The following is a 13,061-nucleotide window of genomic DNA, read 5'->3' on the forward strand; positions in this document are numbered from 1 at the left end:
AAGATCAGCAGGCATCCAACAGATCCTGCCGACACAACACCCAACTGCCAAGCCCCACAACACATTTCATTCTGAAACGATCAGTAAGGCGGTATTGCCTCCAAGGAGGGCCCCCGGGAGCTACTCCTTCACACCCACCATTCGCAGTACGAGGTCGGCGTAGAGCGCGCCGACCTCGTCGGGCGTGCGGGGGCCGTTGACGTTGAACCAGCGCGCCACGTCGATGCAGAGCGAGAGCACGGCGAGCGTGGTGCCCGGCACGTCCCGCACGTCGAAGTCGCCCGCCGCGACGCCGTCCTCGATGATGCCTCGCACGGCCGCGTCGGTCTGCCGCCGCAGTGCCACGATCTCGGCCCGCGCCTCGGGACCGAGTGCTTCGAGCTCGTACTGCACGACCCGCGCGGTGGTGTGCTGCCCGGCATGCCACCGCACGAAGGACCGCACGGCGTCGGTGAGTCGCTCGGCGGCGCTGCCCCCGCCGGCCGCCGCGGTGCGCACGATGTCGAGCGCCTTGTCGTGCCCGATCCGGCTGATCCGGTGGAGCAGCTCTTCCTTGGTCTTGTAGTGGATGTAGAGCGCGGCGGGGCTCATGCCGGCGCGGCCCGCGATGTCCCGGGTCGTCGTCGCGTGGTACCCGCGCTCGGCGAAGGCCTCCACGGCGGCGACGAGCAGCCGCCGGGCCGCGTCCGGGGTGACCTCGGCCCACGGCTGCATCTCGCCGTCGGCCGTCTCCTGCGCCGTACTCATCGCTGGTTCGCCCCTTCCACTGGCAGGGTGAACACCATACCCCTGAACCTGAGCGGGCGCTTAGATCCCCCGCTCAGGCCGCGCGACGGCCCTCAGGGCTTCCGGAAGGGGTCGTGGTGGGCGAGCAGCTCCTCCAGCCTCGCCTGATCGACCCGGCTGACGATCTGCCCGGCCTCCTGCCGGTCGCGGATGACCTTGGCCAGGGTGAAGGACGAGGTCACGAGGTAGAGGACGGCTATGCCGAGGAAGGCGCGCACCCAGGCGTCCGTCTGCAGATTGAAGATGCCGAGCGCGGTCGCCGCCATGGCGACGGCGAAGGAGGCGACGGCCTGGCCGTAGAAGGCGGCGGTGGACTGCTGCTTGACCGGTGTCTCACTACTCATGGGGACCAGATTCGGCCCGTGCGGGCCGGGACACATCCGTTCGGGTACTCAGCCGCGTACTCAGAAGGCCTCAGAAGGCCTCAGAAGGCCGAAACCCCTGTCAGTGCACGCTCGATGAGCAGCTTCTGGATCTGGCTGCTGCCCTTGTAGAGGGTCATCACACGAGCGTCGCGCAGCAGCTTGCCCGCCGGGTACTCGTCGATGTGGCCGTACCCACCGAAGACCTGGAGGGCATTGTTCGCGGCCCTACCATGTGCGCCATGGCCCGACCGCGCAAGCCCCTCCTCAGCACCGACCGCATCGTCAGCGCGGCACGGGTCCTGGTGGACGCCGAGGGGCTGGCGGCCGTCTCGACGCGTCGGCTCGCCGCCGAACTGGGAGTGAGCGGGCCCTCCCTCTACAACCACTTCCGCACCAAGGACCAGATCCTCGAGGCGGTCGCGGACTCCGTGAGCGCGCAGGTCGACCTGTCGATGTTCGAGGACGGGCGGGACTGGCGTACCGCCCTGCACGACTGGGCCGTCTCCTATCGGGCGGCCCTGCGCGACCACCCGAACATCGTCCCCGTCCTCGCGCGCGGGCCCGGGCGCCGGCCCGCCGGGCTCCGGCTCGCGGACGCCGTCTTCGGGGCGATGGTCGAGGCCGGGTGGCCTCCGGCGCAGGCCACATCCATCGGGGCGCTGATGCGGTACTTCATCATGGGGTCTGCCCTCGGCTCCTTCGCCGGTGGCTTCGTCGACGACGAGACGGCGTACGATCCCGCGGACTATCCCCACCTCGGGCAGGCCCACCTTCTCGCCGAACAGGAGGAGAAGATCGACGAGCGGGCGTTCGAGGTGGGGCTCACGGCATTGCTGGACGGGTTGGCGGAGCAGTTCAGGAGGGTGGGACCGCAGTGAGTTTGTTCGCCCCCGGCAACCTTTCGGTGGGGACCGAAATGTTCCTGGCTCATGCTGGGCGGTATGACGAGGTCGAAGGATCCGGTGGCACCGGGACTGGCGGCGCTGGCCGGACTGATCGCGGACGAGACCCGCGCCGCGTTCCTGCTCGCGCTGCTCGACGGCCGGGCCTGGACCGCCGGTGAACTGGCCCGGCACGCCCAGGTCGCGCCCTCGACCGCGAGCGAACACCTCGGCAAACTCGTCGCGGGCGGACTGCTCACCGAGGAGCGACAGGGTCGGCACCGCTACGTACGGCTGGCCGGCACCCGCGTCGCCCAACTGGTCGAGGACCTCGCCGCCCAGGTCACCCCCGAGGCCGCCCAACGCCCCCACACACTGCGGGATTCCAGCGCCGGCTCCGCGATGGCCCGCGGCCGCACCTGTTACGACCACCTTGCCGGGCGACTCGGCATCACCCTCACCGACGCGCTCACCGACCGAGGGCTGCTCCGCCAGGACACCGGGTTCGCGCTCACGGACGCGGGCCTGCGCTGGTTCGACGAGGCAGGTATCAGCCTGAGCGGAGGCGGCCGCCGCCCTCTCACCCGTGCCTGCCTCGACTGGACCGAACGCCGCCCGCACCTCGCGGGCTCCGCGGGCGCGGCCCTGTGCCGGCACGCGCTGGACGCCCGCTGGTGCGTGCGCATCGGCTCGGAACGCGCGGTCAAGGTCACGCCGGGAGGCGAGCGCGCCCTCACGGAACTCCTGGGCATCGAGGCAGCGGCACTCCGTTGAACGACCGAGCCACTGAATCACCGCGTCCGAAATCCGCAAGCCACTGCACCGGCCCACACCTAGCCTCGGGAGCATGATGAACGCCGCCTCAACGACGCCCGCCCGCCGCACGGATCTGCTCGCCGCGGGCGCGGCGACCGTCACCGTCGTGCTGTGGGCCTCCGCCTTCGTGTCGATCCGCAGCGCGGGCGCCGCGTACTCGCCGGGCGCGTTGGCACTCGGGCGGCTGCTGGCGGGAGCCGTCGCGCTGGGGGCCGTCTGTCTCGTCCGTAGGGAGGGGTGGCCGCCGCACACGGCCTGGCGCGGGATCGCCATATCGGGGCTGCTGTGGTTCGGCCTTTACATGGTGGTCCTCAACTGGGGCGAGCAGGAGGTGGATGCCGGCACGGCGGCGCTGGTGGTGAACATCGGCCCGATCCTCATCGCCCTGCTCGGCTCCCGGCTGCTCGGTGACGCGATGCCGCCGCGGTTGCTGGCGGGCATGGCGGTGTCGTTCGCCGGTGCGGTCGCCGTGGGACTGTCGATGTCCGGTGAGGGCGGTTCCTCGGTACTGGGGGTGGCCCTGTGTCTGCTCGCCGCCGTGGCCTACGCGGCCGGGGTCGTCGCACAGAAGCCGGCGCTCGGCCGGGCGAGCGCGCTCCAGGTCACGACGTTCGGCTGCCTGGTCGGGGCCGTACTGTGTCTGCCTTTCGCCGGGCAGCTCGTCCGGGACGCGGCCGACGCGCCCGCCTCGGCGACGCTCAACATGCTGTACCTGGGCGTCTTCCCGACCGCGCTGGCGTTCACGACCTGGGCGTACGCCCTCGCCCGCACGACCGCGAGCCGTATGGGCGCGACCACGTACGCGGTGCCCGCCCTCGTGGTGCTGATGTCCTGGCTCTTCCTCGACGAGATCCCGGGGCTGCTCACGCTCGCGGGCGGGGCGCTGTGCCTGGCGGGCGTCGCGGTGTCGCGCTCGCGGCCCCGTACGCGAGCGGCCGTGGTTTCGGAGCGCACCCCGGAACCACGGCCGGAGCACGAACAGGCGTGACTCCACACCTGTTCGTGAGTCGGCATCAGCGTGATCGGGCCCTGTTCGCGAGGATTCTGATGGAGACGAGGGCGATCACCGCGAGCCCGATGATGTACGCGGACACGGACATCGACGTGTCGGTCGCCTCGAGGAGCAGCACCATCACGAAGGGAGCGAGTCCGCCGCCGAACACGGCCGCGATCTGGTAGCCGAGCGAGGCACCCGTGTACCGCATCTCGGGGGTGAACAGCTCCGCGAACAGGGCGGCTTGCGGCCCGTACATGATGCTGAGGAAGCAGCTCCCGACGAACGTGCCGACGGCCAGCCACAGCAGCGAACCGGTGTCGATCAGCAGGAACAGCGGCACGGCCCACAGCGCGATGCCGACCGCCCCGAGCGCGTAGATCCTGATGCGCCCGATGCGGTCGGAGAGCGCGGCCGACGCCGGTATCAGCACCAGTTGGGTGAGGCTGACGCAGAGCGAGACGGTGAGCACCGCGTCGCGTTTCATGTCGAGTTCACGGGTGGTGTAGTCGAGGACGCCCGTGATGAGAATGTAGAAGGTCGCGGTGTTCACGGCGAAGGAGCCGCCCGCGAGAAACACCGTGCCGAGGTGCTCGCGCAGGATCGTGCGCAGCGGAGAGCTCTTCGTTCCCTTCTCTTCGGCCGCCAACGCTTGTTCCGCCGCCCGGAATTCGGGGGTCTCCTCGACGTGGGTGTGGATGTACCAGGCGAGTCCGAGGACGAACACACCGACCAGGAAGGGCAGTCGCCAGCCCCAGGCGGCGAACGCGCTCTCGCTCGTGAACGCGCCGGCCACGAGGAATACCGTGTTGGCGGTCACCACGCCGATGGGGACGCCGAGTTGGACGAAGCTGCCGTACAGCCCGCGCTTGCCCTCGGGGGCGTACTCGGTGGCGAGCAGCATCGCGCCACCCCACTGCGCACCCACCGCGATGCCCTGTACGACGCGCAGGGCGACGAGCAGGATCGGGGCGGCTACGCCGATGGTGGCGTACGTGGGGAGCAGGCCGATGCCCGTGGTGGCCAGGCCCATCAGGGTCAGCGCGAGAACCAGCATGGGTTTGCGGCCGCGCTTGTCACCGAGGTGGCCCGCGATGACTCCGCCGAGCGGACGGGCCAGGAAGCCTACGGCGAAGGTCGCGAAGGCGGCGAGGACTCCCGCGGACGAACTGCCGGCCGGGAAGTAGAGATCGCCGAGCACCAGGGCGGCGGCGATGCCGAAGACGAAGTAGTCGTACCACTCGACGGCCGAGGCCAGCGCGGCCGCGGTGGCCACCTTGCGTCGGTTCCGTAGTGCGGGGGAAGTGGCGGACTGCGGGTGAGCGGATGGTGTGGAAGGTGCCGTGTCCATGCGTGCACACTCCGGTGGGTGCGGGGAAGGAGCGGGGAGGAAACAGGGGGTGCGGCCGCGGTTCCGGGGAACATACTGACCGGACGGTACGGCGGTCAACGGGTCGTACAGCAGCGATTTTTACCTGCACATGGCACCCATGAGTGGACTGTGCGCACACCAAGCACCCCTGCCGCGCCTCTGCGGCCGGGGTGCACGGGATGAAGCCCGGTCAGAACACGACCAGCGCGCGCCCGCCCTTGCCCGCGGTCATGTGATCCTGGCGGACTGGAGCGCCGCGAGTCCGACCCCGCCGACCCCGAACACCGCGACTAGCGACGATAGTTTTGCGGCACCAGAGGTGCCTCCGGAGCCGGAACCGAAGTCGGAACCAGAGCCGGACCGAAGTCGGAGCCGAAGCCGGAACCGGAACCGGAGTCAGAAGTCGACGCCGACCCGGTCGTCGACCCTCCCCACCGACTCCTGGCCGAAGGTCTTCTCGTAGGCGGTCCTGATCTTCTCGACCTTCCGGTCGCTCGCGTCCGCCGCCGCCTGCGGATACAGCAGGATCAGCTCGTACGACCGCTCGCGCTCGATCGTGCCGTGCGCGTCCCGCCACTGCCCGCGCCCGTCCTGCACGGTGAGCCCGTCGGGGAAGGCGGGGGTCACCTGACGGTCGATGAAGTCCTTGAACTGCCGGTCGCTCACGGCCGGGCCGCCGCCGGGCCGTTCGGTGCCGAAGAGGAGCCGCGTCTCGATGTAGGCCGCGCCGCGGACGGGGGCTTCGCCGTACGCCTGGTCGTGCGCGGTCGTCCGCGACCTCTCGTCGCTGTCGCCGATCAGGGCGTACGCGGCCGGTGCACCGGCGGCGAGCAGGGTGGTGGCGAGGGCGGCGCCCATCCGGGCGCGGGTGCTGAGCGGAGTCATGCACCACTGCCTAGCGGAACTCACTCCTCCAGGTCCGGCAGCCGCGCCGGAGCGGGACTGATGCGTTCGCCGTGCTGGTCGAAGACGAACAGATGGGCGATGTCGACGAGCAGGGGGATCTGCATGCCGTGGCGGAGTTCGATGTCGGGCGTGGTGCGGACGACGAGGTCGCCGGGCAGTCGGCCCTCCGGCGGGGCTTCGTCGGCGCGTGGGGGATCCTCGTCCCCGAGGTGATCGAGGACGACCACCGGCCCGGCCCTCCCGCCCGCGCGCTCGCGCAGGCGGTCCAGGACGGTGCCCTCACGACGACGTCGACGCCGGGCCGGGCGGGCCGGGCGGGGCGCCTCCAGTTCCGGGACGAAAGCCGGCCGCGAGCCGGTGTTGAAGTGGACGAGGACCTCGTGGCCCTGGAACTCCACGTGCTCGACGAGACCGCTGATCGCCGCCTCGCCCGGCCGGGCCTCCGACGGCTTGGCCAGGCGGATGGCCTCGGAGCGCAGCCCGACGATGACATCGCGCCCCTGTTGCACCCGCAGCAACTGGTGGTCCAGACAGAGGGGTTCAGGCAGCCGCAGGCACTGCCGGCCGAGGCTGATCGTCATGGCTCCGTCGAGCGGGGCGCGGACGAGGCCACGCAGCAGATTGATGCGCGGGGTGCCGATGAAGGCGGCGACGAAGACGTTGGCGGGCAGCGTGTAGACCGTGCGGGGCGTGCCCAGTTGTTGGAGGACGCCGCCGCGCAGTACGGCGACCCGGTCGCCGAGCGACATCGCCTCGGCCTGGTCGTGGGTGACGTACACCGTGGTGACGCCCAACTCCCGGGTAAGGCAGGAGATTTCGGCGCGCAGATGGCTGCGGAGCTTGGCGTCGAGGTTGGACAGCGGCTCGTCCATCAGGAAGGCGGAGGGGTGCCGGGCGATCGCTCGGCCCATCGCCACGCGCTGGCGTTCGCCGCCGGAGAGCTGGTTGGGGAAGCGGTCGAGGAGGTCCTCGATGCCGAGCATCCGGGCGGTGGCGTCGACGCGCGGGCGCGGGTCGGTCCCGGGTGTCTCGATGCGCAACGGGAAACCGATGTTGGCGCGGTTGGTCATGCTCGGGTAGAGGGCGAAGTTCTGGAAGACCATCGCCATGTCCCGTGCGGACGGAGCCAGATCGTTGGCGTACTCCCCGTCCAGGCGCACCTCGCCCTCGGTGACGTCCTCCAGTCCGGCGATCATTCTCAGCACGGTCGACTTTCCGCAGCCGGAGGGTCCGAGCAGCACGAGGAACTCGCCGGGCCGGATGTCCAGCGACAGCCGCTCCACCACGCGGGCGCCGCGCGTATACGACTTGCTGACCTGGTGCAGGGAGATGGCGCGTGTCATGAAAGGTGCCCCCGGGGGCTCACAGGGCGCTGGTGCTCCGCGGTCGAACGTACCGTACGGGGTCGCACGGGACGTGTGAGTCACGGAAGTTAACGGACCGCGTCTACCCGGGGGAAGACACTGTGCGGAAGCGGACGATCGGATACCGTGCCGCGACGCGCACCGGCGCCGCTTCAGATGTCGCTCGCGCCGCTTCAGATATTGCTTGCGCCGCTTCAGATATTGCTTTTCCGGCGCAAGGGCACCCTGGGTCGTCAGATGTCGCTCTTGCGGCGCAGGGGCACCCTGGGCCGCCGCGGCTCGCCGCGCTCGGGGGTCGGTTTCGTGGGTGAGCGCAGGGCTGTCCCGGACGACAGCAGCAACAGCGCGCCGAGCATCACGAACGGGGCGGCCACACCCGCGACTCCGGCGATCAGGCCCGCCGCGGCGGGCGCGGCGACCTGACCGAGGCGGTTGCCGGTCAGTCGCAGGGCGAGGGCCGTGGAGCGGGCGTCGTCCGGGGCGGCCTGCACGACCGTCGTCATGGACAGCGGCTGGCCGACGCCCAGGCAGAAGCCGAGGGCCAGGAGCATCGCGGCCAGCGCCCACACCGGCACGGGCAGCGCTATGCCCGCGCACAGGACGCCCGCCGCCAGGCAGGTCGTGGTGAGCAGCGCGGTCCGGCCGAGCAGTCGCAGCATCGGCGTCATCACCAGACGGCAGGCGATGGTCGCGGCCGCGCGCAGGCTCAGCAGCAGCCCGATCACGGACGGCGCGATGCCCCGGTGGTCGCCGACCACGGGCAGATACGCGGTGAGGATGTCCGTCGCGGACAGCACGGCGAGGCTGATGAAGATGCCGGCGGGTACGCCCCGCGTGCGCAGGATGCGGTGCACCGGGACCCGCTCGCCCTGGGTCGTACGGGACTTGGCGGGCGTACGGTGCTCGATGCGCCACAGTGAGGTGAACGAGACCGCGGCGACCGCGGCCGCGACGAGCAGGGCCTGCGCACTGGTGCCGGCCCGGTCCGGGCCGCCGATCAGGACTCCGGCGGCGATCGGGCCGACCAGTTGGCCGAGCGAGGCGCCGATGGTGAAGTGGCCGAAGTTGCGGTCCTGTTCGTGCGGCGCGGACTGGCGGGCGACGAGCGACTGGGCGCCGATGACGAAGCAGAGGTGGCCGAGGCCCATCACTCCGCTCCAGGCCGCCATCGCCGCGAGCGAGTTCGCCGTACCGCTCAGGGCACAGCCGCCCGCGATGAGGACGACTCCGACGGGCAGCAGGGGCGCGCACCGTCCGTGGTCCGTGCGGCGGCCCAGGGGTACGGCGGCGAACAGCGGGAGCAGGGCGTAGACGCCCGCGATCACGCCGATGGCGCGTTCGTCCGCGCCCAGCGCCAGGGCCCGGTAGGAGACGGCGGGCCGGGCCATCGACACCGCCCCCTGCGCGAAGGCGAAGGCTATGACGAGGCGGAGCAGCCAGCCCCGGTTCCTACCGGGCCTCACGTTCGTGTCCTCCCTGGAGGATCGAGTCAGGGGATGAGCCAGGGGATCGAGTCAGGTATCAGATGATGCCGAACAGGATTCCCGCCCCGAGCACCACCAGCGAGGTCAGCGCCGCCCACTTCACCACGAACCTGGTGTGGTCGCCGAACTCGACCTTCGCCATGCCGACGAGGACGTATACGGCGGGCACCAGCGGGCTCGACATGTGCAGCGGCTGACCGACGAGCGAGGCGCGGGCGATCTCCAGGGACGATACTCCGTGCGCCTGTCCCGCCTCGGCGAGGACCGGCAGGACGCCGAAGTAGAAGCCGTCGTTCGACATGAAGTAGGTGAGCGGGATGCTCAGGATGCCGGTGACGAAGGCCATGTGCGGGCCCATGCCGTCGGGGATGTTGTCGACGAGCCAGTTGGCCATGTGGTCGACCATGCCGGTGCCCTGGAGGACGCCGGTGAAGACGGCGGCGGCGAAGACCATGCCGGAGACGTTGAGGACGTTCTCGGCATGAGCTCCGAGGCGGGCCTTCTGGTCGGGCATGTGCGGGAAGTTGACGGTGAGCGCGAGTGCGGCGCCGAGCAGGAACAGCACCGGGATCGGCAGCCACTCCATGATCATGGCGGTGAGCAGGGTGACCGTGAGGAGCGCGTTGAACCAGTAGAGCTTGGGGCGAAGGGTGGCGCGGTTCGGGTCGAGCCCCTGGAAGCCGTTCTCCTCGACGGGCTCGGAGTCCGCGTCCGTGCCCGAGCCACCCGTGGGCACGGTCTTGCCGCCCTCGCCGCCGCAGGCGCCGACCAGCACCGTCTCCGACTCCTGCGGCTCCAGCGCCTCGTCCAGCGTCAGCACACCGAGCCGCTTGCGCTCGCGGCGCCCGAGGACGTACGCGAGGACGAAGACGCCAAGGAGGCCGACGGCCAGGGCGGGGATCATCGGCACGAAGATGTCGCTGGCGTCGAGCTTCAGCGCGGTCGCCGCGCGGGCCGTGGGACCGCCCCACGGCAGCGTGTTCATCACACCGTTGGCCATCGCGGCGACGCCGGTCATCACGACCAGGCTCATCTTCAGCCGCTTGTACAGCGGGTACATCGCCGAGACCGTGATCATGAAGGTGGTCGAGCCGTCGCCGTCGAGGGAGACGATCGCGGCGAGGACCGCGGTGCCGACCACGATCCGCATCGGGTCGGCCTTGCAGAACTTCAGGATCCCCCGGACGATCGGGTCGAAGAGGCCGACGTCGATCATCACACCGAAGTAGACGATCGCGAACATCAGCATCGCCGCTGTGGGGGCGAGGGTGGTGACGCCGTCGATGACGTAGTCGCCGAGCTTGGCCCCCTTTCCGACGAACACGCAGAAGAGCGCCGGAATCAGTACGAGCGCCGCGATCGGCGACATCTTTTTCAGCATGATCAGGACCAAGAAGGTCGCGATCATGGTGAAGCCGAGGATGGTCAGCATGAATGGATACCTAACGTTCGCCCTTGAACTCCCACCAGGGACGGCGGTGGGTTGACGTTAGGTCCGTTCAGCAAGCCTTAACAAGATGTTGACGCGCGAGCAATAAGCGCAAAACTCCAGGTCACGGGCTTGCCTCGGTCAGCGTCTCGGCGAGCGCCAAGTCAACGGGCACGCCGTTGAGTACCGCCGTGCCCGACAGCGGGTCCAGGAGCGAGCCGTCGAGGAGCTGGTTGACGTTGACGCCCGGGTCCAGAGCGGCGTGGCTCATCCGGGTGCCCGGCCGGTCGTGGCCCCAGCCGTGCGGCAGGCTCACCACCCCGCGCCGTACGGCGTCCGTGACCTCCGCGGGGGCGGTCACCTCTCCCCCGGCGCCCTTGACGCGCACGGCCGCCCCGTCGGTGAGCCCGAGCTGTGCGGCGTCCTCGGGGTGGATGTGCAGGGTGCAGCGGTTGGTGCCGCCGGTGAGCGCGGGCACGTTGTGCATCCAGCTGTTGTTGGAGCGCAGATGACGGCGGCCGACGAGCACGATCGCCGCCGGGCGCTCGCGCAGCGCCGCTCGCAATCGGGGAAGATCGTCGACAATCGGTCCCGGCAGCAGCTCGATCCTCCCGCTGGGCGTCTTCAGCGGCTGCGGCAGGCGTGACCCGAGCGGCCCGAGGTCGATGCCGTGTGGATGCGCGAGCAGCTTCTCCAGGCTCAGGCCGTCCGGTCGTACGCCGAAGCCGTCGCCGTACGGGCCGAGGCGCAGCATCATGTCGAGTCGCCGCTCGGGGCCGTTCTCGCCGGTGAGCGCGGCGGCGAGTTCCTTCGGATCCCGTCCGTGCACCGGCCCGTGCGCGTCGTTGACCGCCTTGCCCAGGGTGGAGTCGATGACCAGCGCGTCGACGGCGGAGGGATCGGCGCCGTGCATCCCGGTGGCGGCCAGCACCAGCCGGGCGAGGATCTCGGTCTCCGCCATGCGGCCCGGTTCGAGAGGGACGGCGGCGCGGGTGTAGCGCACCTGGTTGCGTACGGCGAGGGTGTTGAAGGCGAAGTCGTGGTGCGCGCTCTGCGAGGGCGGGGGCGGGGGCAGGACGACGTGCGCGTGGCGCGAGGTCTCGTTCAGGTAGGGGTCGACGCTGACCATGAAGTCGAGCGAGTCGAGGGCCTTGTCGAGGCGGTCGCCGTCGGGGGCGGACAGTACGGGGTTGGCGGCGACGGCGATGAGGGCGCGGATCGGGCCGCCCTGCGGATCGGCGGTACCGCCTTCCGGCGTGGCCGTACTCCCCTCCGTCGTAGCCGTGCTCCCCTCCGGCGTGGCGGTGTCGATCTCCTCCGCGAGGGCGGCCAGCGGCAGCTCGCCCTTGACCTCCGGGTGGCGGCTCACCCTGCTGTGCCAGCGCCCGAGCGCGAAGCCGCGGCCGGGTCCGGCAGGCCGGGGCGTCTTGTCGGTCGCGGACCGGGGGAACAGGGCGCCGCCGGGCCGGTCGAGGTTGCCGGTGAGGATGTTCAGGACGTCGACGAGCCAGCTCGCCAGGGTGCCGTGCGGGACGGTGCAGCTGCCGATGCGGCCGTAGACGGCGGCGGTGGGCGCGGCGGCCAGCTCGCGGGCGAGCGCCCGGATCGTGCCGGCCGGCACATCGCAGGCCTCGCTCGCGGCCTCGGGCGTGAAGTCCCTTACGGCATCGGCCAGTTCGTCGACATCCTGGACGTGGGGCGCGAGATCGCCCAGGTCGACGAGCTTCTCCTCGAAGAGGACGTACGTCATCGCCGCGAGCAGCAGCGCGTCGGTACCGGGGCGGATGGCCACGTGACGGTCGGCGAGTTTGGCCGTACGGGTCCGCCGCGGGTCGATGACCGTCAGCGTGCCGCCGCGTGCCCGCAGCGCTTTGAGCTTGCCGGGGAAGTCGGGGGCGGTGCACAGGCTCCCGTTGGATTCCAGCGGGTTGGCGCCGATGAGCAGCAGGTGGTCGGTGTGGTCGAGGTCCGGCACCGGGATCGCGTTCGCGTCGCCGTACAGCAGACCGCTCGACACATGCTTGGGCATCTGGTCGACGGTGGAGGCGGTGAAGAGGCTGTGGGTGCGCAGCGCGGTGAGCAGGACGGGAGGGTAGAGGGCGCCGGCCATGGTGTGCACGTTCGGGTTGCCGAGGACGACGCCGACGGCGTGCGGTCCGTGCTGCTCGACAACGGGTCGCAGGCCCGCCGCGACCGCGTCGAAGGCCTCCTCCCAGGTGGCTTCGCGCAGCTCGCCGTCCTTGCGGACGAGGGGTGTGCGCAGCCGGTCGGGGTCCCCGTCGGCGGCCCCGAAGGAGGCGCCCTTCGGGCAGATGAACCCCTTGCTGAACACGTCGTCGCGGTCGCCGCGGGCGCCGGTCACGCGGGTGCCCTCGATGGTGAGCGTCAGTCCGCAGGTGGCCTCGCAGAGGGGGCAGATACGCAGAGCGGTGCGGGACACAGGTCCTCCCGGAGGCGGTGGCGACAGTGGCACACGGACTGGGGCCGAGCATACCGACCGGTACGGACGGCGGGGAGGGCCTGTCGGGGGTGAGGTCGGAAATTCGCGAACGGCTCCCCCCGGCTCACGACCGGCTTAGGACAGGTCCTAGGTGTATTGACCCGCAGGGTTGTTGACGCGGCTGATCGGGGGCTGGCCTTCGAGTGCGGTGTGGCAGCGATGGT

Annotated in this window: 11 protein-coding genes and 1 pseudogene; 3 read left to right on the forward strand and 9 right to left on the reverse strand. The window is 70.6% G+C overall.

The features are described from left to right. Nucleotides 1-120: 120 nt before the first annotated feature. The 3 genes and pseudogenes from ACX28W_RS42910 to ACX28W_RS42920 all read right to left on the reverse strand — a co-directional run. On the reverse strand, nt 121-747 hold the full coding sequence (locus ACX28W_RS42910) for a TetR family transcriptional regulator (protein ID WP_459005526.1): 627 nt from the start codon (nt 745-747) through the stop codon (nt 121-123). 92 nt (nt 748-839) lie between these two features. Beyond that, complete coding sequence (locus tag ACX28W_RS42915) at nt 840-1,130, reverse strand: YiaA/YiaB family inner membrane protein (RefSeq protein WP_459005527.1); 291 nt, start codon at nt 1,128-1,130, stop codon at nt 840-842. A gap of 80 nt (nt 1,131-1,210) precedes the next feature. Then, a pseudogene (locus tag ACX28W_RS42920) lies at nt 1,211-1,378 on the reverse strand (acyl-CoA dehydrogenase family protein); the annotation flags it as partial. A gap of 12 nt (nt 1,379-1,390) precedes the next feature. On the opposite strand from ACX28W_RS42920, the gene ACX28W_RS42925 reads away from it, so the two are divergent. From ACX28W_RS42925 to ACX28W_RS42935, 3 genes are all read left to right on the forward strand, one after another. Continuing rightward, entirely contained in the window at nt 1,391-2,029 is a 639-nt protein-coding gene (locus ACX28W_RS42925) for a TetR/AcrR family transcriptional regulator (protein WP_459005528.1), read from the forward strand. A gap of 51 nt (nt 2,030-2,080) precedes the next feature. Then, a complete protein-coding gene (locus ACX28W_RS42930; RefSeq protein WP_459005529.1) occupies nt 2,081-2,806 on the forward strand; it encodes an ArsR/SmtB family transcription factor in 726 nt (241 codons plus the stop codon). A gap of 76 nt (nt 2,807-2,882) precedes the next feature. After that, the gene (locus tag ACX28W_RS42935) at nt 2,883-3,836 is read left to right on the forward strand and encodes a DMT family transporter (protein ID WP_459005536.1); all 954 of its coding nucleotides are present in this window, start codon (nt 2,883-2,885) and stop codon (nt 3,834-3,836) included. Nucleotides 3,837-3,861: 25 nt separating this feature from the next. Here ACX28W_RS42935 and ACX28W_RS42940 read toward each other — a convergent pair whose 3' ends face one another. From ACX28W_RS42940 to ACX28W_RS42965, 6 genes are all read right to left on the reverse strand, one after another. Further along, on the reverse strand, nt 3,862-5,193 hold the full coding sequence (locus ACX28W_RS42940) for an MFS transporter (RefSeq protein ID WP_459005530.1): 1,332 nt from the start codon (nt 5,191-5,193) through the stop codon (nt 3,862-3,864). 417 nt (nt 5,194-5,610) lie between these two features. Further along, nucleotides 5,611-6,099 (reverse strand): DUF3574 domain-containing protein, encoded by a 489-nt coding sequence (locus tag ACX28W_RS42945; protein WP_459005531.1) that lies wholly within the window; start codon nt 6,097-6,099, stop codon nt 5,611-5,613. A 20-nt stretch (nt 6,100-6,119) separates the two neighbouring features. After that, nucleotides 6,120-7,463, reverse strand: coding sequence for an ABC transporter ATP-binding protein (locus ACX28W_RS42950; protein WP_459005532.1), 1,344 nt, complete (start codon nt 7,461-7,463; stop codon nt 6,120-6,122). A 254-nt stretch (nt 7,464-7,717) separates the two neighbouring features. Next, the gene (locus ACX28W_RS42955; protein ID WP_459005533.1) at nt 7,718-8,947 is read right to left on the reverse strand and encodes an MFS transporter; all 1,230 of its coding nucleotides are present in this window, start codon (nt 8,945-8,947) and stop codon (nt 7,718-7,720) included. Between the two features lie 58 nt (nt 8,948-9,005). Continuing rightward, nucleotides 9,006-10,400, reverse strand: coding sequence for a CitMHS family transporter (locus ACX28W_RS42960; RefSeq protein WP_459005534.1), 1,395 nt, complete (start codon nt 10,398-10,400; stop codon nt 9,006-9,008). Nucleotides 10,401-10,521: 121 nt separating this feature from the next. Next, complete coding sequence (locus tag ACX28W_RS42965) at nt 10,522-12,837, reverse strand: molybdopterin oxidoreductase family protein (protein ID WP_459005535.1); 2,316 nt, start codon at nt 12,835-12,837, stop codon at nt 10,522-10,524. Between the last annotated feature and the right edge of the window lie 224 nt (nt 12,838-13,061).

It is taken from the genome of Streptomyces sp. SD15 (assembly GCF_054462255.1).